Origin of the sequence: Verrucosispora sp. ts21 (assembly GCF_002879555.1) — a bacterium.
GTDB lineage: Bacteria > Actinomycetota > Actinomycetes > Mycobacteriales > Micromonosporaceae > Micromonospora > Micromonospora gifhornensis.
In genome coordinates, this window is record NZ_PNOZ01000033.1 from 52,678 (window position 1) to 71,610 (window position 18,933).

Here is an 18,933-nt window from a genome sequence, read left to right on the forward strand (position 1 = left end):
TCAGTAAACCAGCGACCCGGTCGACTCGCGTCCTGAGTCGACTGTCAGGATTGCGGCCATGACGGTTCGATCTGCGCACAGGGTTGCACTGGTCACGGGCGGAAGCCGGGGCATCGGCGCTGCGGTCGCGCGCCGGCTGGCCGAGGACGGCATCAACGTCGCGTTCACCTACCGCGCCGCCGAGGCGAGCGCGAAGGCCGTGGTCGCCGACATCGAGGCGTACGGTCGGAGGGGTTTGTCGATAAGCGCGGACAGCGCCGACCCGGCGGCGGTCGTGGGTGCGGTCGAGCGGACCGTCGCCGAGTTCGGGCGGCTGGACATCCTGGTCAACAACGCCGGGGTGTTCGCCGGCGGGCCGATCGAGTCGGTCAGCTTCGAAGACCTCGACCGGGCGGTCGCGGTGAACGTGCGCGGGGTGTACCTGGTCACCCAGGCGGCGGTCCGCCACATGGGCGCCGGTGGGCGGATCGTCAACATCGGCAGCAGCTTCGCCAGCCGGGTGGCGGCGCCCGGGGTGAGCGCGTACGCGATGACCAAGAGCGCGGTCAACGGGCTGACCCGGGCACTGGCCCGGGAACTCGGCCCGCGCGGGATCACCGTCAACCTGATCCTGCCCGGCTCCACCGACACCGACATGAACCCGGCGGACAGCGCCGCTGCCGACGCCCAGCGCACCCAGATCGCCCTCGGTCGCTACGGGTCCCCGGCCGACGTGGCGGCCACGGTCAGCCACCTCGTCGGCGACGGTGGACAGCACATCAGTGGCGCGTCGATCGCCGTCGACGGCGGTGCCACGGCCTGAGCCGGCCTGAGCGGCCGCCGGCCTGACGGGGTGGGCTACTGGAGCCCGCCCCGCACGGCGGTGATGCGCTGGGTGTTGAAGCCGAGCCAGTGCATGCGGCCGACGTAGCGGGCGTGTTCGACCTTGAGACAGCGGTCCAGGATGACCGTCAGACCGCCTTCCTCGGCGATGCGGGCACCCTCCTCGTTGATCACACCGAACTGGGTCCACAGCGTGCCGGCCTTGATTGCGACCGCCTCGCGGGCGATCTGCGGCAGGGCGCTGGGTGCCCGGAAGACGTTGACGATGTCCACCGGCACCGGTACGTCGGTCAGGCTCGGGTAGCTGCGCTCACCGAGGATCTCGGTCTCCCGAGGGTTCACCGGGATCATCCGATAGCCGTGCCGCTTCAGGTAGTAGCCGACGAAGTTGCTGGCCCGCAGCGCATTGCCGGACAGCCCGACGACCGCGATCGTCTTCGCCGTGTGCAGGGCGCGCTGGATGGTCGACACGTCCTGGTACCGCTCGACTGCGAACATGCCTGTCACTCCTCCACGGTCGCAGCGGCGACGTGCGCGAACGCCTGATCCAGGTCCCAGATCAGATCCTCGACGGATTCGGTGCCGACCGACAGTCGTACGGTTCCCGGCCCGACTCCGGCCGCCTGCAGTTCGGCGTCGCTCAGCTGCCGGTGGGTGGTGCTGGCCGGGTGGATGATCAGGCTCTTGGCGTCGCCGACGTTGGCGAGGTGGGACCAGAGCGTCACACGGCGGATCAGGTTCTGTCCACCGTCGCGTCCGCCGGCGCAGTCGAACGAGAACACTGCCCCCGGGCCCAGGGGCAGGTACTTCTCCACAAGCGGCTGGTACCTGCTGTCGGGCAGGCCGGGGTAGGTGACGTTGGAGGCCAGCGGGTGCGATTCGAGGAAGGCCGCCACCCGGCGGGCGTTGGTGACGTGCCGCTCCATTCGCAGCGACAACGTCTCCAGGCCCTGGAGGAACAGGAACGCGTTGAACGGCGAGAGTGCGCCGCCGAGATCCCGCAGCGTCTCGGCGCGCAGCTTCATCAGATAGCCGTACGTGCCGAACGTCTCGTGGAACTGGAGACCGTGATAGGCCGGTGACGGGTCGGCGATGACCGGGAACCGGCCGTTCGACCAGTTGAAGGTGCCGGCCTCCACGACCACACCACCGATGCTGGTGCCGTGACCGCCGATGAACTTCGTCGCCGAGTGGACCACGATGTCGGCGCCCCACTCGATGGGCCGGCAGAGGTACGGCGTGGCGAAGGTGTTGTCGACGACAAGCGGTAGCTCGTGTTCGTGGGCGATGCCGGCCACCGTCTCGATGTCCAGCACGTTCCCGCCGGGATTGCCGATCGTCTCGCCGAAGAACGCCTTCGTGTTCGCCCGGACCGCCTTGCGCCACGCCTGCGGATCGTCGGGGTCGACCCAGCTCAGCTCGACGTTCATCTTGCGCAGCAGGTGCTTGAGCTGGTTGACCGTGCCGCCGTACAGGGCCGCGGAGGCGACGACGTGGTCGCCCGGCTCCAGCAGGGTGAACAGTGCCGCCGCCTGGGCGGCGATCCCGCTTGCGAAGGCCACCGCACCTGCGCCGCCTTCGAGGTTGGCGATCCGTTCCTCGAACACCGCGACGGTCGGATTCATGATCCGCGAGTACGTGTTGCCGTACTCCTGGAGGTTGAAGTAGGCGGCGGCCGACTCCGGATCCTCGAAGACGTAGCTGGTGGTCTGGAAGATCGGCACTGCCCGCGCGCCCGTGTTCGGGTCGGGGCGTTGCCCGGCGTGCAGTTGCCGGGTCTCGAACCCGAACTCGTGGGCGTTCTCGATGCGGTTCGGCTGTTGGGTCACGGATTCCTCGTTGCTCTCCGACGCTCGCTGGCTCACTGCTCGGCCAGGAAGCGACGGACGATGGGGGTTTGCTGTGCTTCCTCCAGCAGGAAGCTGTCGTGGCCGTAGGGTGCCTCGATCAGGTGGAACTCGACCGGCTTGCCGAGGGAGCGCAGCGCCTGCTCGATCTCGGCGGAGGCGGCCGGTGGATAGAGCCAGTCGGAGCTGAAGGCGATCAGCAGCGTACGGGCCGAGACGCCGGCCAGCGCCTGCTGGAGGGACCCGCCGCCGTGTTCCCGTGCGAGGTCGAAGTAGGTCAATGCGCGGGACAGGTAGAGATAGGTGTTGGCGTCGAAGCGTCGGACGAACGACGCCGCCTGGTGTTGCAGGTAGTTCTCGACCTCGAATTCCGGTTCCCGCAGGGTGTAGCGGATGTCGTCGGCGAACTGCAACCGTCGGCCGAACCGGTCGCCCAGCGCGGGCGCCGACAGGTAGGTGATGTGCCCGAGCATCCGGGCCACTCCCATGCCGGCGTCGGGTGTCTGGCCGGTGCCGTAGTAGTGGCCGTCCTGCCAGGCGGGGTCGCGCATGATCGCGTCTCGGGCGATCGCGTTCCAGGCGACTCCCTGCGGGTGCAGCGCGTGGGTGGAGGCGATCACCACGGTGGCGTCGACCTGGTCGGGGTAGCGAACGGCCCATTCCAGCGCCTGCATGCCGCCGAGTGAGCCGCCGGCCACCGCCGCGAGCCGCTCGATGCCGAGCACGTCGAGGAAGGCACGCTGGCAGCGGACCATGTCGCCCACAGTGAGGACCGGGAAATCCGAGCCGTACGGGCGGCCGGTGGCCGGGTCGGTCGAGGACGGGCCGGTCGTGCCGCGGCAGCCGCCGATCAGGTTCGTGGCGATGACGAAGTAGCGGTCGGTGTCGAAGGCCTTGCCGGGGCCGATCATGCCGTCCCACCAGCCGAGGCCCTTGCCGGTCGGGCCGTCGCGACCCTCGGCTCCGAACCCGTCCCGGGTGCTGGCCGCTGGTGGGGTCTTGGCGAAGCCCGCCGCGTGTGCGTCACCGCTGAGCGCGTGGCAGACGAGGATGACGTTGTCGCGCTGCGGCGAGAGCGTGCCGTACGTCTCGTAGGCCACCCGGACGGGGTGCAGCTCGCGTCCACAATCGAGGGTCAACGGGGCCGACAGGTCCAGGTGCTGCGTCTCGACGCTGCCGACCGAGCCGGCCGACAGGGTCGCTGCGGCCATGCGAGCGATGATAGCTAGCCAAACTCCGGGCAGGCCAGTGTATTGTCGTTTTTCTCGATAGGTCTTCTAGGAAATCGGGCGCGAGGGGAGATTCATCACATGTCGGGTGTCGACAACGGGGTGAACGTGCAGGCACTGCTCGACGCGCGGGAGGTGCTGAAGGGGGCACCCGAGGCCGCCCAGTTCGTCTGGCGCGCAACCTCGAAGTGGGAGAAGGGCGTCCACAGCACCACCACGATTCAGAAATACTTCGGGCTCGGCCAGGAGCAGTCGCACAAGACCAGGGCGGAGTTCTCCGCCGACCACCCCGAGGTCTTCGCTGCCGAGGACAACGGCATCACCCCGATCGAGTACCTCCTGGTCGGCCTGGCGAGCTGCCTGACGGCCGGCGTGGCGTCCGTCGCCCAGAACCGGGGCATCCAGCTGCGTTCGGTCTCCTCGACGGTCGAGGGCAGCCACGACATCCGGGGCATTCTCGGTGCCGACAGCGACGTCCGGAACGGTTTCAACGACATCAAGGTCACCTTCAACATCGACGCGGACGCCTCCAAGGAGGATATCCAGGCGTTGGTGGCCCAGTCGCAGAAGCGATCGGCGGTCTTCGACGCGCTCACCAACCCGACCGACGTCACGGTCGAAGTCGCCTGAGGCGGGCCGAGCGATCGAGCACGTCACCACGATCGTCGTCGGGGCCGGGCACGCCGGCCTGGCGGCGAGCTACTTCCTCACCGAGCAGGCGATCGACCATGTCGTGCTCGAACGCGGCGAGATCGCCAACTCGTGGCGGCACGAGCGGTGGGACTCCCTGCGACTGCTCACCCCCAACTGGCTGAACCGGCTACCCGGCCACAGCTACCAGGGACCGGACCCGGACGGTTACCTGACGATGGGCGAGGTGGTCGAGTTCATCGAGCACTTCGCCGTCGCCTCGGCCGCGCCGGTGCGTACCGGCACGAACGTCGAGTCGTTGCGGCGCGACGGCGACGGGTATCTCGTCTCGACAAGTCGCGGCGACCTGCGCTGTCGGGCGGTGGTCCTGGCCAGCGGCGCCTGCAACGTACCGACGGTGCCGGCGATCAGTGCCGGGGTGCCGACCTCCGTCGCGCAGCTGACACCCTTCGACTACCGCGGCCCGGATCACGTCGCCGAGGGCGGCGTACTGGTGGTGGGCGCTTCGGCCACCGGTGTGCAACTCGCGGCGGAGCTGCAACGCGCCGGCCGCCAGGTGATCCTGGCGGCGGGCGAGCACGTGCGAATGCCGCGCGTGTACCGGGGACGCGACGTGCTGTGGTGGATGGACGCCTCGGGCGTGTGGGACCAGCGGTACGACGAGGTCGACGACCTCACGCGGGCCCGTCGACTGCCGTCGCCGCAACTCGTCGGCACCCCGGAGCGCAGCACCCTCGACCTCAACGCGCTCACCGGACTCGGCGTCGAACTGGTCGGCCGGCTGGCCGCCGTACGCGACGGATCTGCGCTCTTCTCGGGCGGGCTGCGTAACGTGTGCTCGCTCGCCGACCTGAAGATGCGACGCCTGCTGGCCGGCTTCGACGAGTGGGCCCGTACCACCGGCCGGGACGCCGAAGTCGGACCGCCGGAGGAGTTCGCGCCCACCACCGTCGCTGCCTCGACCCGGCTACGCCTCGACCTGCGCGGCGGTGAGGTGGGCACGATCGTCTGGGCGACCGGCTTCCGCCCCGACTACCGGTGGCTCGACGTGCCGGTGGTCGACGAGAAGGGTCGGCTGCGCCACGAAGGGGGAGTGCTCGACAGCCCCGGCCTGTACGCCCTGGGTCTGCCGCTGCTGCGACGACGCCGATCCACCTTCATCAGCGGCATCGAGGACGACGCCCGCGCGGTGGTCGACCACCTCGCGAAGCACCTTCCTGCGTCGGCAGGCTGATCAGCTGGCCGACGCGAAGTGTCGGGTCGCGGTGCGGACGAGCCCGGCCACGGCGCGGGAGCGGTTGTGCGGGAGCCAGGCGAGAACGGTGGTGACGTGCGGCGCGTCGGTCAGGCTGACGGCAGCGTGTGCGTTCCACAGCCATGATCGGGACGAGGCGCAGAGCACGGCCACGGTGTGCCCGAGCGCGATCAGTTGCGCCAGCTGGGACTGGTCGTGGATCTCGGGACCCGGGCCGGGCTCGTACGTGCCGTCCTGTCGGGGCCAACGGGCGACCGGCAGCTCCGGTATGTCACTCACATCAGCCACGGTCAGCGACGTACGCGCGGCGAGGGGATGCCCGGCGGGCAGGATGGCGACCTGCTGTTCGGTCAGCAGATCCTCGGTGTCGAGCCCGGTGAGGTCGTCGAAGGGCCGCTGCATGAGGGCGACGTCGGCGCGGCCGTCGCGCAGCATCCGCGCCTGTTCGCCCATGCGACACAGCAGCACCTCGACCTCGACCGCGCCAGGTTCGGCGGCGTGGGCGTCGAGAAGCTTTCGCAACAGTTCGTGATTCGCGCCGGCCTTCGTCACCAGGGCGAGGCGGTTCGGGGTGGAGGCGGCCCGACGCGTGCGGCGGGCCGCTGCCGTGGTCGCGTCGAGGATGGCGCGGGCCTCGTCGAGCAACACCTGGCCCGCGTCGGTGAGGGTGACGCTGCGGCGGTCACGGTCGAGCAGGGTGACACCGAGACGCCGTTCGAGTTGCGCGATCGCCCGGGACAACGGTGGCTGAGCGATGCCGAGGCGCTCGGCCGCCCGGCTGAAGTGCAGTTCCTCGGCGACCGCGACGAAGTACCTGAGTTCGCGGGTCTCCAACGTGTCCACCGATCGACGATACTGCGGTGATACCGGCCGGGTATCACAGGGCACCGCTTCGGTGTAACGGAGCCACCGATCGTCGAGCCACCATCGGCGTCATGAGCGACACGAAGACCGCGCTGGTCACCGGCGCGAACAAGGGACTCGGATACGAGATCGCGGCAGGGTTGGGCACGCGCGGCTACCGGGTGGCGGTGGGGGCCCGGGACCGCGCCCGGGGCGAGGCGGCGGTGGCGAAGTTGCTCGCCGCCGGGGTCGACGCGTTCGCCGTGCCGCTGGACGTGACGAGCGACCGGAGCGTTGCCGATGCGGCGGCACTTATCGAACGCCTCGATGTTCTGGTCAACAACGCCGGAATCTCCGGTGAGACGGGGCCGGGTTGGGTGCAGGATCCGACGATGCTGGACCTCGACGTCGTCGGCGCGGTCGTGGACACGAACGTCTACGGCGTGATCCGGGTGACCAACGCGATGCTGCCGATCCTGCGCCGCTCGGCCGCCCCGCGAATCGTCAACATCTCCAGCAGTGTCGGCTCCTTGACCTGGCAGTCGGACCCGACGATCGACGTCGGCCCGATCATGGCGGCCTACTCGCCGACGAAGTCGTTCCTCAATGCCGTCACCGTGCACTACGCGCGGCAGTTCGCCGGTACGAACATCCTCATCAACGCTGCCTGCCCCGGCCTGGTGGCAACCGACTTCACCGGTTTCCATGGCCGACCGCCCCAGGAGGCCGCAGCAACCCCGATCCGCCTGGCCACCCTCCCTGACGACGGCCCCACCGGCAGGTTCTTCAACGACACCGGCCCCATCCCCTGGTAACCCCCACCCCACCCCCGGCTCCGCTGCGTTGATCAAGAGGTTTTGGTCGCCGGAAGTCCGATTTCACGACCAGAGCCTCTTGATCAACGAGCAAAGGGGGAGGGTGAGGATTGTGTTGACGAAAGTCGATGTTAGCGCTATCAATGCGTTAGCGCGATGTCGGGTCGCGGTGACGAGAGGCGAGTTGACATGCGACTGAAGCTGCTCGGCAGGAGGGTGCCGGGAGCGTTTGCCGTCCTGGTCATGGCGGCTGTCGGCGCGTTGGTGGGGCCGGGCGTGCCGGCGCGGGCCGCCGCCGTGGTCCTCACGAATCCGCTGGCCGAGCAGCGCGCCGACCCGCACATCCACCGGCACACCGACGGTTACTACTACTTCACCGCGACGGTGCCCGAGTACGACCGGATCGTGCTGCGCCGCGCCACCACGTTGCAGGGGCTGGCCACCGCACCCGAGCGGGTGATCTGGCGTAAGCACGGCAGTGGCGAGATGGGCGCGCACATCTGGGCACCCGAGATCCACTTCATCGACGGCCGGTGGTACGTCTACTTCGCCGCCGGGCGGACCGACGACATCTGGGCCATCCGGCCGTACGTGCTGGAGAGCAGCGCGGCGAATCCGCTGGACGGGCCGTGGACCGAGCGGGGGCAGCTCCAGCCGGCGCGCAGCAGCTTCTCCCTCGACGCGACCACGTTCGTCCACAACGGACAGCGTTACCTGGCCTGGGCCGAGTACGCCGGCAGCAACTCGAACATCTACCTGGCCCGGGCGGTCAACCCGTGGACGTACGCCGGCACCCCGACGCTGATCGCCACCCCCACGTACGCCTGGGAGACCCGGGGTTACCGGGTGAACGAGGGACCGGCGGTGCTGATCCGCAACGGCCGGGTCTTCATGACCTATTCGGCGAGCGCCACCGACGCCAGCTACGCCGTCGGACTGCTCACCGCCTCGGCCAACAGCGACCTGCTCAACCCGGCGTCCTGGAGCAAACGCGCCACCCCGGTGCTGGCCAGCGACGCCCGGACCGGCCAGTGGGGTCCCGGCCACAACTCGTTCACCGTCGCCGAGGACGGCAGCGACGTGATCGTCTACCACTCCCGCAACTACGAGCGGTATCTCGGCAACGGCTACGACCCGTTGAGCGACCCGAACCGGCGTACCCGGATCCAGCGGGTCTACTGGAACGCCGACGGTACGCCGAACTTCGGGGTGCCGGTGCCCGACGGTGCCACCCCGGTCCGGCTGCGCGCCCACGACCTGCCGGACCGCTACCTGCGGCACTGGGAGTTCCGGGTCCGGTTGGAGCCGAACGTGACGAACCTGGCCGACTCGCAGTTCCGGATCGTCGCCGGGCTGTCCAACTCCGGGGCGATCTCGTTGGAGTCGACAAACTATCCCGGCTACTACCTGCGACACCGCAACCACCAGCTCTGGGTGGAGCGCAACGACGGCTCCAACCTGTTCCGGCAGGACGCCACGTTCACCCGTCGGGCCGGGCTGGCCGATGCGGGGAAGGTGTCCCTGGAGTCGGTGAACTTCCCCGGCCAGTACGTCCGGCACCGCGACGGTCTGCTCTACCTGGAGGCCGTACCGGACGCGGCCGGGCGGGCCTCGGCCACCTTCGCGCTGGACTGACGGAAGTGTCGGGGGTCCTACCTAGGCTCCCCTGGTATGGCGACGGTGACCTTTGTGGATGAGAGCACGGCTGGTGCTCGTACCCCGGCATGGGCCTTGCAGATCTTCGAGGAGCGGCTGACGCTACGCGAGCTGATCCGGCGGCGGATCCACCAGGAGGTGGCCGAGTACAACGCGGCTACCTCGGCACCCCGCCGGCTGCTGGTGCAGCCCACCTCGACCGAGCGGGCGCTCAACGGCGACCTGGTGCAGCGGTCGCACCGCAGAGTCGATGCCGCGCGGCAGGTCGCCCTGGCCGAGGAGGCGTTCGGCCGCAACGGTTTCGTGGTGCTGGTCGGCGACCGCCAGGTGGAGGAGTTGGACGAGGAGGTCGACCTGCGCCGCGACACCGAGGTCACCTTCCTCAAGCTCGTCGCGCTGGTCGGTGGCTGATGACCGTCACCACCGACACCGCTGGGCTCGCCACCCGCGTCCGTGACCTGGTCGCCGCGAACGACCTGACCGCGCTGGCCGATCACCTCTACACCCATGCCCGGTTCTGCCGGGACAACCCGGAGGTACGCGCCGCGCTGCGGTCGCTGTCCCGCCCGGACGTGACCCGGCTGGTGCAGGCCATGGCCACCCTGGTGAGACAGGACCCGGTCCGGACCTGGCCGGTGCGGGAGCTGATCGGGGAGTTGTCCCGCCGACTCCCCACCGACCTGGCACCCGAACAGCTTGAGGATCTTGCCGCGTACGCCGTGCAGGAGCCGTACTCGTTGTCACCGACCGCGCTGGAGACGGTGGCCCGGAGCCTGCTCGCCGCCGGTCCGCTCTCCGCCGAGTTGATGGCGGTGCTTGTCGACCGGTCCGACGAGAGCCAACGGCTGCGGCAGTTGATCGCCGAGCTGGTCGGGCCGCAGCTCGACCGGGCCGACCCGTGGGCCGAGCAGATCCTGGCCGAGCTGCCCACCCTCGACCCGGTCTGGCAGCGGCTGGTCGCCCATGCCAGCACCGCGACCACCCCCCGGCCTTTGGCCGGGTGGTCGACCGAAGCGTCCCGACTGCTCGCCCCGGTCGACCCGGCCGAGGCCAGGCAGGCCCTCGACCGGTGGCTGGCCGCCGCCGCGCGGACGCCGCAACGCCCGCCGGCTCCGATAAACGCGGACCTGCTGCGGGGCCTGCTCTGGCTGGTCGAACGCACCGGCCCAGGCCCCGAGCAGGTACGCCTGATCGGTGGCCTGGTCGAGGCCATGCTGCGTCGACTGCCCGGCATCGGCCCGGCCTGCCCGAAGGTGGCCAATGCGGCGGTCGGAGTGCTCGGCCGCCTCGACGGGGAGGCGGCCCTGGCGCAGCTCGCCCGGCTGTCCACCCGGGTCACCTACAAGGGCACCCGCAACGAGATCGACAAGGCGCTCGACGCCCGCGCGGCGGCAATGGGCATCGGGCGGGACGAAATCGAGGAGTTGGCCGTCCCGGACTACGGCCTGACCGGGGTGGGCCGGCACGAGGTGACCCTCGGCGGCTGCCGGGCCGAACTGCTGATCGCCGGCACCAACGTCACCCTGGCCTGGATCAACGAGTCCGGCCGTCAGGTGAAGAGCCCACCGGCCACGGTACGCCGGGACCACCCGGCGCAACTGGCCGAGCTGAAGGGCCTGGCCAAGGAGGTCAGCGGAATGCTGGCCGCGCAGACGGCCCGGCTGGACGGGCTGTTCCTGGCCCAACGCACCTGGACCTTCGGCGTGTGGCGGCAGCGTTACCTGGATCATCCGCTGGTCGGCGCGCTGGCCCGCCGGTTGCTCTGGTTTGTCGACGGGGTGCCGTGCGGGTGGGCCGACGGCGCTCTGCGCACAGTGGACGACACCCCGGTCAGCGTTGCCGACGAGGCGCAGGTGCGGATCTGGCATCCGATCGGTCGGCCGGTGCCGGAGGTGGTCGGCTGGCGGGAGTGGCTGGAGCGGCACCGGGTCGTCCAGCCGTTCAAGCAGGCCCACCGGGAGGTCTACCTGCTCACCCCGGCCGAGGAGACCACCGGCACGTACTCCAACCGGTTCGCCGGGCACATCCTGCGGCAGCATCAGTTCCACGCGCTGGCCGCGGTCCGGGGCTGGACCGACCGCCTCCGGCTGATGGTCGACGACTCGTACCCGCCGACCTTCCGGGAACTGCCCGGCTGGGGTCTGCGCGCCGAGTACTGGGTGGAGGGGATCGGCGACGAGTACGGCGCCGACACCACCGAGAGCGGCTCTTACCTGCGGCTCGTCACCGACCAGGTGCGCTTCTACCCGATCACCGCCGCGCAGAACTGGTCGCACGCCGACGGTGGCGGCTACTCGGCGGGGCGGTGGACGAATGCCCGGCCCGGTGACCCGCTGCCGCTCGACCAGATCCCGCTGCTGGTGTTCAGCGAGATCATGCGCGACGTCGACCTGTTCGTCGGGGTGGCCAGCGTCGGCAACGATCCGACCTGGTCCGACGGCGGCCCGCAGGGCCGATTCCGGGACTACTGGTCGTCGTACAGTTTCGGCGAGTTGTCAGCGACGGCCGAGACCCGCCGCGACCTGCTGGCGCGGCTGCTGCCCCGGCTCGCGGTGGGGCAGCGGGCCCGCATCGACGGCCGGTTCCTGGTGGTCGACGGTGACCTGCGCACGTACCGGATCCACCTGGGGTCGGGCAACATCCTGATGAGCCCGAACGACACCTACCTGTGCATCGTGCCCGACCGTGGCGCGGGTCGGCTCGGCGAGCAGCAGTTCCTGCCGTTCGAGGGTGACGGCCTGCTCGCCGTCATCCTCAGCAAGGCGATGCTGCTGGCCAAGGACGCCGAGATCACCGATCCGACCATCACCCGGCAGATCAGGCTCGCCTGACCGGTCAGCCCTTGATGGCGCCGATCAGGACGCCCTTGACGAAGTGCCGCTGGATGAACGGGTAGACCGCGACGATCGGTGCCACGGTGAGCACGACGACGGCCATCTTGATGGCCTCGGTAGGTGGCATCGTGGCACCGACTGCCGCACCGGAGGTGTTCGGCGCCTGCCCGGCCAGCAGGTAGCTCTGCAACACCCGCTGGATCGGGTACATGTCGTTGCGGTCGATGAACAGCAGCGCGTCGAACCAGACGTTCCAGTAGCTGACCGCGTAGAACAGCCCGACCACCGCGATGACCGCCCGGGCCAGTGGCAGCACGATCTGGGTCAGGGTGCGGAAGTCACTGGCTCCGTCGATGCGGGCGCTGTCCACGAGTTCCGACGGGATGCCCTGGAAGAAGCCCCGGACGACGACCAGGTTGAAGACGCTGATCGCGGGCGGCAGGATCAGCGCCCAGATGGTGTCCTTGAGGCCCAGCCCGGTCACCACCAGATACTTCGGCACCAGCGGCGGATAGATCAAGAACGGCAACAGGAAGTACGCGAGCAGCCAGCGGTAGCCGAGCGAGCGGGGCCGGGACAGCCCGTACGCGGCGAGCACGGTCACCGTCAACGCCAGGGCGGTGCCGATGACGGTGACCAGGGTGCTGATCCACAGCGCCCGGGTGACCGCGCCGCCCGCGAAGATCGTCTCGTAGGCGGAGGTGTCGATCCCCCTGGGCACGACCACGAGGCCACCGGCCGCGGCGATCGTCTCCCGGGACGACAGGCTGGTCACCAGGATCACCCAGAGCGGGAACAGCACGCTGAGCACCAACAGGCTGAGCAGCACCGCCTTGGCCCCCTGACCGAGCGGGCTGGGCGGCTCCTCCCACGGCGGGCGTCGGGGGCGGGTTCCGGGTGGCTTCCGGAGGAAGGTGGCGGTCATGACCGTGAGTAGATCCCTCGTTCGCCGAGCATGTGTGCGACCTTGTTGGCGGCCAGGATCAGGCAGAGCCCCACAGCGGCCTTGAACAGACCGGCCGCGGCACCGTAGCCGTAGTTCCCGGTGGCGATGGAGAAGTGGTAGACGAAGGTGTCCAGCACCTCGGAAGCCTGCCGGCCGACGGCGTCGCGTTGCAGCAGGAACTGCTCGAAGCCGACCGAGAGCGCGTCACCGAGGCGCAGGATGAGCAGCAGCACGATCACCGGACGTAGGCCGGGCAGGGTGATGTGCCACAGCCGCCGCCACCGGCCCGCACCGTCCGCGGCTGCCGCCTCGTACAGGTTCTGGTCGATTGTGGACAGGGCGGCGAGGAAGACGATCGTGCCCCAGCCGACGTCCTTCCAGACCGCCTCGGCGGTGACCAGGATGATGAACGTGTCCGGGTTGGTCATCACGTTCCACGGTTCCATCCCGGCCTCGCGCATGGTCTGGGCGAGCAGGCCGGCACCGCCGAACATGGCGACGAAGAAGCTGACCACCAGCACCCAGCTGAAGAAGTGCGGCAGGTAGACGACGGTCTGGATGAAGCCGCGCAGCCGGCTGGAGAGCAGGCTGTGCAGCACGATCGCCAGCAGGATCGGCAGCGGGAAGAAGAAGACCAGCTGGAACGCGGTGATCGCCAGGGTGTTGCGGAACGCGTGCCAGAACGCCGGGTCGGCGAACAACAGCTGGAACTGCCCGAAGCCGATCCAGTTGCTCTGCACGAAGGCGTCCAGCGGATTGCTGCCGACGTACGGGTTGTAGTCCTGGAAGGCGATGACGTTACCGAGGATCGGCAGATAGCTGAAGATCAGCAGGATGACGAAGCCCGGCGCGACCATGGCGAGCAGCTGCCAGTCCCGGCGCAGGCGGGTGCGCAGCGGTAGGCGTCTGCGCCGAGGGGCGACCCCGCCGGGCCGGGTCTGGTCGGACCCGGCCTCGGCGGTGACCTCACGGACGGTCATCAGTCAGCCTTGGGCAGTGAGTCGGCGAGCAGCTGCCGCGCCGCCTCTCCGCCCGCGGCCTTCCACTCCTGCAGGATCGAGTCCACGTCGGACAGCGGCCGACGGCCGCGCAGCACGTCGGTGAACTTGTCCTCCGTCGGCACCTGGTTGGCCTTGAACGCGGCCGGCATCTCCAGCTTCACGCCGGCCCACGGGTCCTTCTCCAGGTACCCGACCGTCGCGTTGGAGTAGGCCAGCGCGTCCGGCACGTAGCTCGGGGTGTCCGCGAACGGGCCGATGGTCGGGTTGCGGCCACTGATGAAGAAGTACTGGTTGGCGATCTCCTTGAAGGCCAGGTCGGTCTTGACCGGCCCGTTCGGCGTACGGGTGTGGTGCCTGCCCTCCACGCCGAAGTCGCGCAGCTGCGCCTCCTGGCTGCCCAGCGGCGCCGAGCACCAGTTGATCACCCGCAGCAGCTCCTTGACGCGCTCCTCACCGAGGCCCTTCTTGACGAAGGTGTAGGAGATCGGTTGGTCGCTACCCCACACCAGCGGGTCACCACCGGTGGCGGAGAAGTTCGGCACCGGCTGGATGTTCAGCGCCTTGTTGGCCTTCTGGTGCTCGGCCTGGCCGCCCTGCCAGAAGCCGAAGCCGTCCTGCATGAAGACGATGTTGCCGCCCTTGGCGAACAACTGTTTGGCGTCGGCGCCCCGGCTGGCCACGATGTCCGGATGCACCAGGCCGTCCTGGTAGATCTTCGCCATGACCTCCAGGGCCTGGCGGAACTCCGGGGTCTCGTACTTGAACTCGGGCGTGCCGTCGGAACGCAGCCGCCAGCCCTGCTTGGCGCCGGGCACCTTGTGGTACATCTGGATCATCGGGAAGACGTCGTTGAACGCCCACACCTTCCGCGCCGGGTCGGTGACCTGCTTGGCGATGGCGAGCAGGTCGTCAAGCGAGGTGGGGATGGCCAGGCCACGGGCGTCCAGCAGGTCCTTGCGGGTGAACATGACCCAGGCGAACGGCCCGTCGGTCGGGTTCGGCACGGCGGCCAGCCGCTCGTTCCAGATGGCGTGCCGCCACGCCCCGGTCGGGAAGGTGGCAAGCATCGGGTACGCCTCGACGGCGTTGCCCTTGAGGTGGTCGGTCAGATCCTCGAACAGCACCCCGATCGCCTCGGCGAACCGCGGGATCTTGTCCACCTCCCAGCTCGGCACGCAGAGCAGGTCCGGTACGTCCCGGGCGCCGAGCATGGCGTTGAGTTTGTCGGCGTACGTGTTGCCGTCCTGGATGGTGAAGTTCACCGGGACGCCCAGCTCGTCATTGACGGCCTGGAGGTAGGCGCTCTGGCCGATTCCGGGCGGCGCGGGACCCCACGCGGGGGTCATCGCGGTGATCTCCTTGCCGCTGGTGCCCGGCTTCTCGGTGATCAGGTCGACGAGGTTGGCCGGGTACCTGGTGTAGCCGTCGGGGACCGGACGGGTCCCGGCGATGTCGGGGGCGATGCTTCCCGTCAGGTCCTTCTGCGTGGGCAGCAGGTGACCGAAGGCGTCGAGGTTCTGCGCGGCACCGCTGCCGGCGGGTGCCTCGGAACAACCGCTGAGCAGGGGACCACCGGCGACGGCGACCGCGCCGAGGCCGAACAGGCTGAGAAAGCTACGGCGCGAGGTCGGCACGCCGGGGTTGTGCCGGGTCATCGGTCTCCCTTCGAGAAGGGCTGAGGGCGAGCAGGCTCGCTCGGGTGAGAGTTCGTCTGGATGGTAAACAAACTAATAGACGTCCATGCGCCTGAACAAGAGGCGACCCGTCGCGCGACTCCCGGTCAGCTGCGCAGCGTGCGGCGCCGGCAGGTCACGTCTCGGCACCCGACGCGACCTGCCGGCGGCGGCTCACCCGAAGGTGCGGCTCACCTGGTTGTGCGGCTTCACCTGGTTGTGCGGCTCACCTGGAGGTCAGGTGGCTCGCCGGGCGGTGGGGCGGCGGGTCAGCGCGAAGCCGACCACCCCGGCGACGGCGGCCAGCACTCCGCCGGCCGTGGTCCAGATCCACCGGGAGCCCGCCTCGGGCAGCCAGCCGGTGAGGTCGAGATTCCAGCCGTCGCTCTCCTCGTCCTGCGTGGGTGCCGTCGGCACCGCCTCCAGCACCTTGCCGGCGTTGGCCGGTGGCACCAGCGGCGCTTCAAGCCTGCCGTCCTCGGGCGCGCTGCCCGCGTCCCCGCTGGCGGAGATCAACAGGTCCACGTCGATCGGCAGGCCGAGGTCGCGTTCGGGGACGTCGACAACGGTCAGCCGGACGTAGTAGGTGCCGGGCAGCGGGTCGACGGACCACGGCTCCGCCCACGGCCGTACCCGGCGCAGCGTGCAGCCGATGGCCACGGTGGACACCGAGGCGTCGGCCGTCGGAGTCTGCGCACCGGCCGTGCACGCCTGCCGGCGACGCAGCCCGTCGAAGACCTCCACCGCCCAGGTCGAGCTGCCGCGCCGGTCCTCGGCCAGCGACACGGTGGCGTTGATCTCGTGGATCTCGCCCGCGCCCGCCGTGAACGACCAGTAGAGGTATTCGCCGGTGGAGGCGCCGACCCGGACCGGCTGACCGGCCGCGACCGGCGTGGCGCTCAGGAACGAGGTGCCGACCTTGGTCAGGGTGGTGGCGCCGGGCGAGGGGGTCGGGGTGGGCGCGGCCAGCACCGTGGCCGGTGCCAGTGCGACACCGCCGGCCACCAGGGCGGCCAGGATCGCCGATCGGGTACGCATCACTTCTCCCTCCAGGTGGCCAGCCACCAGCGGGTGAGCAGACCGGTGACGAGCCCGGTGAGCAGACCGGCCAGGGTCAACAGGAGCAGCAGCACCCAACCCCGGCCCAGGTCGGGCCCGTCCGGGGTGGGAGAGGCGGCCACCACGTCGACGGTCAACTCGACAGGCATGCCGGGTTCCTTCTCGGTCCCGGCCCTGGGCGAGAACATGTTGCTGACCACCAGGCAGACCGTGGTGACGGCCGCCGCCGAGGCCGTCGGAGTCGGGGTGGCGTCCTCGGTGCGCGCATGCTCGTCGTCGTCCGCCCCGGCCGACCAGCGCAGTCCGGCCGACACCACGTCGGTACGCCCACTGCCCGCGTCCACGCCGCGGACCAGTTCCCGGCCGTCGGACGCGGTGGCCCGCAGCAGTACGCCGTAGTCGGGGTTGACCGGGCGGTCCATCGCCACGCTGACCGAGGCGCGTAGCTCCTGGTCCGGCCGGACCGGCACCCGGTACCACCGGTGCTCGGAGAAGGTTTCCCGGTCGGTGTAGACGCCCGGTGCCAGCAGCGGCGCACCCTGGCAGACGTCGGCCCCGGCCACCTTCGCCGGCGTGGTCGCGTACGTGTCGCGGGCTCGGTCCACCAGTTGCTTGAGTCGGCCGGTGAGATCCTCCGCGCTGGTCGCGGCCGTGTAGGTCCCGCCGGTGGCGGCGGCGATGCAGAGCAGTTGCCGGCGGACCTTCTCGTCGGGCGCCAGCCCGAGCGTGTCCACCACCAACGTGGTGCCCTGGGCCGCCAGTTCCCGCGCCACCTGGCACGGGTCCGGCGGGGCGCAGGTGTCCTCGCCGTCGGTGATCAGCACGATGCGTCGGGCGGTGGTGCCCCTGCCAAGGTCCTTGGCGGCCTCCCGCAGGGCGAGCCCGACCGGGGTGAAGCCGGTCGGACGCAGCGTGGCCACGGCGGCCTTGGCGCGTTCCCGGTTCACCGGCCCGACCGGCACGATCTGTTGGGTGTCCAGGCAGCCCTGCTTCTTGTCCTCACCCCGGTAGGTGGCCCCGAGCACCCGGATGCCCAGCTGGGTCTCGTCCGGCAGCGCGTCCACCACCTCGCCGAACGCCTGCTGGGCCACTGAGATGCGGCTGCGCCCGTCGATGTCGGTGGCCCGCATCGAGCCGCTCACGTCCAGCACGAGTTGGACGCGAGGCGGCTCGGTGACGGGTTCTGCCGTGTCGTCGGCGGATGCCGGCAATGCGCCGGCCAGCGTGGTTGCCGTCAGTAGTCCCATTAGGACTACTGACGACCATTTTTTGTTGATCACTGGCCGGAGTGTAGCGACGTCCATTGAGGACAAACGCCCCGGTGTGCCCGGTTTCCCTCGGTGGTCTCCCGACTACGGCTTCCAGGAGCCGGCGATCTCGAACTGGTGGAGGTACTCCATGACGCCATTGGTGTCGGCGACGTCGAAAACGACCCGGCCGGTACGCGTGGTGCCGGCGGGCAGACCGTTGCCGGCGTTGAGCGGATCGCCGCAGCCGTAGATTGCGCCCACCAGCCCGTTGACGGTGCTGCCGTCGGCGGCCCGCCACTGGAAGTAGAACGGGTTGATCGACGCGGTGCCCTTGGTGACCTTGGCCCTCACCTCGGCGATCAGGAACCGTCCCTGCTGTGGGGCGGGTGCGAAGGAACGGCAGCTTTCGGTCACGGTACGGAACCGCGTCACGGTGATCTCGATCGTGCCGCTGTTGTCGCTCGCGACAAGCGTGTCGCCGGGGCGCATGTTGAACGTCTCGCCCTCCTCCTCCGAGAAGGCCGGTGGGATCCCACCGTCCGGGGGCGGGGCGTCCGGAGTCCTCGGGACGGTGACCGGGGGAGTCGGGACCGCCTCGGTGATCTCATCGGCGGTCCGGTTCATCCCGGCGATCAGTGCGACGACGCCGCCGGCGCAGCAGAGCAGCGCGAGGACCACCACGGTGATCACCACGATCAGTGTGGTCCTGCTGCCGCTGCCGCCGCTTGTGGGCTTCGCCGCAGTGGAGCCCGGCGGATAACCACCGGGCGGGTAGGCACCACCGGGCGGATAACCACCGGGCGGCGGATAACCACCGGGCGGCGGGTAGCCGCCGCCGGCCGGGTTCGGGTCGGCCGGCGGATAGCCGCCGCCCGGCGCGTACGGTCCGGCCGGGTAGCCGGGACCAGGCGGGAAGGGGCCGCTGGGCGGGAGCGGGCCGGCCGGCGGGTACGGCGTACCCGAGGTGGGCTGCGGGGCACCCGAGGTGGGATGCGGCGTGCCGGACACCGGCGGGGCTGGCGGGGCGCTCGGCGGGGCCGGCGGGGCGCTCG

17 protein-coding genes are annotated in these 18,933 nt (G+C 69.9%); 7 read left to right on the plus strand and 10 right to left on the minus strand.

The genetic code is table 11. From position 1 onward, the window contains the following. The first annotated feature begins 58 nt into the window (after positions 1–58). Positions 59–802: a 3-oxoacyl-ACP reductase family protein gene (locus C1A38_RS16210; RefSeq protein WP_102658652.1), complete on the plus strand. Its 744-nt coding sequence runs from the start codon at positions 59–61 to the stop codon at positions 800–802. A gap of 35 nt (positions 803–837) precedes the next feature. Here the strand turns inward: C1A38_RS16210 and C1A38_RS16215 are convergent, their stop codons facing one another. From C1A38_RS16215 to metX, 3 genes are read right to left on the minus strand one after another with little or no spacing between them, the layout of a single operon-like run. Then, on the minus strand, positions 838–1,320 hold the full coding sequence (locus C1A38_RS16215; RefSeq protein WP_102658653.1) for a CoA-binding protein: 483 nt from the start codon (positions 1,318–1,320) through the stop codon (positions 838–840). Between the two features lie 5 nt (positions 1,321–1,325). Further along, positions 1,326–2,651, minus strand: coding sequence for an O-acetylhomoserine aminocarboxypropyltransferase/cysteine synthase family protein (locus tag C1A38_RS16220; RefSeq protein WP_102658676.1), 1,326 nt, complete (start codon positions 2,649–2,651; stop codon positions 1,326–1,328). A 32-nt stretch (positions 2,652–2,683) separates the two neighbouring features. Next, positions 2,684–3,880: a homoserine O-acetyltransferase MetX gene (gene metX, locus C1A38_RS16225; protein WP_102658654.1), complete on the minus strand. Its 1,197-nt coding sequence runs from the start codon at positions 3,878–3,880 to the stop codon at positions 2,684–2,686. Between the two features lie 99 nt (positions 3,881–3,979). On the opposite strand from metX, the gene C1A38_RS16230 reads away from it, so the two are divergent. Both C1A38_RS16230 and C1A38_RS16235 read left to right on the plus strand, forming a co-directional pair. Beyond that, complete coding sequence (locus C1A38_RS16230) at positions 3,980–4,528, plus strand: OsmC family protein (RefSeq protein ID WP_102658655.1); 549 nt, start codon at positions 3,980–3,982, stop codon at positions 4,526–4,528. Between the two features lie 31 nt (positions 4,529–4,559). Next, positions 4,560–5,783 carry an NAD(P)-binding domain-containing protein gene (locus C1A38_RS16235; RefSeq protein WP_199180222.1) on the plus strand — a complete coding sequence of 408 codons (1,224 nt, stop codon included), beginning with the start codon at positions 4,560–4,562 and terminating at the stop codon, positions 5,781–5,783. On the opposite strand, the gene C1A38_RS16240 is transcribed toward C1A38_RS16235, so the two are convergent. After that, positions 5,784–6,638, minus strand: a complete 855-nt coding sequence (locus C1A38_RS16240) for a LysR family transcriptional regulator (RefSeq protein ID WP_199180223.1) — start codon at positions 6,636–6,638, stop codon at positions 5,784–5,786. It abuts the gene before it with no gap. A gap of 101 nt (positions 6,639–6,739) precedes the next feature. On the opposite strand from C1A38_RS16240, the gene C1A38_RS16245 reads away from it, so the two are divergent. The 4 genes from C1A38_RS16245 to C1A38_RS16260 all read left to right on the plus strand — a co-directional run bounded on the left by C1A38_RS16245 (position 6,740) and on the right by C1A38_RS16260 (position 11,949). After that, on the plus strand, positions 6,740–7,462 hold the full coding sequence (locus C1A38_RS16245; protein WP_102658657.1) for an SDR family oxidoreductase: 723 nt from the start codon (positions 6,740–6,742) through the stop codon (positions 7,460–7,462). Between the two features lie 189 nt (positions 7,463–7,651). Next, on the plus strand, positions 7,652–9,097 hold the full coding sequence (locus C1A38_RS16250) for a family 43 glycosylhydrolase (protein ID WP_102658658.1): 1,446 nt from the start codon (positions 7,652–7,654) through the stop codon (positions 9,095–9,097). Between the two features lie 54 nt (positions 9,098–9,151). Further along, positions 9,152–9,529 (plus strand): hypothetical protein, encoded by a 378-nt coding sequence (locus tag C1A38_RS16255; protein ID WP_233196856.1) that lies wholly within the window; start codon positions 9,152–9,154, stop codon positions 9,527–9,529. Next, complete coding sequence (locus tag C1A38_RS16260; protein WP_102658660.1) at positions 9,529–11,949, plus strand: DUF4132 domain-containing protein; 2,421 nt, start codon at positions 9,529–9,531, stop codon at positions 11,947–11,949. The genes C1A38_RS16255 and C1A38_RS16260 overlap by 1 nt, the downstream gene beginning before the upstream one ends. A 4-nt stretch (positions 11,950–11,953) precedes the next feature. Here the strand turns inward: C1A38_RS16260 and C1A38_RS16265 are convergent, their stop codons facing one another. The 6 genes from C1A38_RS16265 to C1A38_RS16290 form a co-directional block, all read right to left on the minus strand. Continuing rightward, positions 11,954–12,877, minus strand: a complete 924-nt coding sequence (locus tag C1A38_RS16265) for a carbohydrate ABC transporter permease (protein WP_102658661.1) — start codon at positions 12,875–12,877, stop codon at positions 11,954–11,956. Beyond that, positions 12,874–13,878, minus strand: a complete 1,005-nt coding sequence (locus C1A38_RS16270; protein ID WP_102658662.1) for an ABC transporter permease — start codon at positions 13,876–13,878, stop codon at positions 12,874–12,876. Before C1A38_RS16270 ends, C1A38_RS16265 begins: the two co-directional genes overlap by 4 nt. After that, a complete protein-coding gene (locus tag C1A38_RS16275) occupies positions 13,878–15,554 on the minus strand; it encodes an extracellular solute-binding protein (protein WP_102658663.1) in 1,677 nt (558 codons plus the stop codon). The genes C1A38_RS16270 and C1A38_RS16275 overlap by 1 nt, the downstream gene beginning before the upstream one ends. 255 nt (positions 15,555–15,809) lie before the next feature. Next, the gene (locus tag C1A38_RS16280) at positions 15,810–16,610 is read right to left on the minus strand and encodes a peptidase (RefSeq protein WP_102658664.1); all 801 of its coding nucleotides are present in this window, start codon (positions 16,608–16,610) and stop codon (positions 15,810–15,812) included. Continuing rightward, positions 16,610–17,935, minus strand: a complete 1,326-nt coding sequence (locus C1A38_RS16285) for a vWA domain-containing protein (protein WP_199180220.1) — start codon at positions 17,933–17,935, stop codon at positions 16,610–16,612. Before C1A38_RS16285 ends, C1A38_RS16280 begins: the two co-directional genes overlap by 1 nt. 48 nt (positions 17,936–17,983) lie before the next feature. Next, positions 17,984–18,933 (minus strand): hypothetical protein (locus tag C1A38_RS16290; RefSeq protein ID WP_199180221.1); only part of this gene is annotated, 950 nt, incomplete at its 5' end.

What these genes read in the sequence shown, in the direction of transcription:
- C1A38_RS16210 (WP_102658652.1), top strand. Translation starts at nt 59, where the DNA reads ATGACGGTTCGATCTGCGCACAGGGTTGCACTGGTCACGGGCGGAAGC.
- C1A38_RS16215 (WP_102658653.1), bottom strand. Translation starts at nt 1,320, where the DNA reads ATGTTCGCAGTCGAGCGGTACCAGGACGTGTCGACCATCCAGCGCGCC.
- metX (WP_102658654.1), bottom strand. Translation starts at nt 3,880, where the DNA reads ATGGCCGCAGCGACCCTGTCGGCCGGCTCGGTCGGCAGCGTCGAGACG.
- C1A38_RS16230 (WP_102658655.1), top strand. Translation starts at nt 3,980, where the DNA reads ATGTCGGGTGTCGACAACGGGGTGAACGTGCAGGCACTGCTCGACGCG.
- C1A38_RS16245 (WP_102658657.1), top strand. Translation starts at nt 6,740, where the DNA reads ATGAGCGACACGAAGACCGCGCTGGTCACCGGCGCGAACAAGGGACTC.
- C1A38_RS16250 (WP_102658658.1), top strand. Translation starts at nt 7,652, where the DNA reads ATGCGACTGAAGCTGCTCGGCAGGAGGGTGCCGGGAGCGTTTGCCGTC.
- C1A38_RS16260 (WP_102658660.1), top strand. Translation starts at nt 9,529, where the DNA reads ATGACCGTCACCACCGACACCGCTGGGCTCGCCACCCGCGTCCGTGAC.
- C1A38_RS16265 (WP_102658661.1), bottom strand. Translation starts at nt 12,877, where the DNA reads ATGACCGCCACCTTCCTCCGGAAGCCACCCGGAACCCGCCCCCGACGC.
- C1A38_RS16270 (WP_102658662.1), bottom strand. Translation starts at nt 13,878, where the DNA reads ATGACCGTCCGTGAGGTCACCGCCGAGGCCGGGTCCGACCAGACCCGG.
- C1A38_RS16275 (WP_102658663.1), bottom strand. Translation starts at nt 15,554, where the DNA reads ATGACCCGGCACAACCCCGGCGTGCCGACCTCGCGCCGTAGCTTTCTC.
- C1A38_RS16280 (WP_102658664.1), bottom strand. Translation starts at nt 16,610, where the DNA reads ATGCGTACCCGATCGGCGATCCTGGCCGCCCTGGTGGCCGGCGGTGTC.
- C1A38_RS16285 (WP_199180220.1), bottom strand. Translation starts at nt 17,935, where the DNA reads ATGGACGTCGCTACACTCCGGCCAGTGATCAACAAAAAATGGTCGTCA.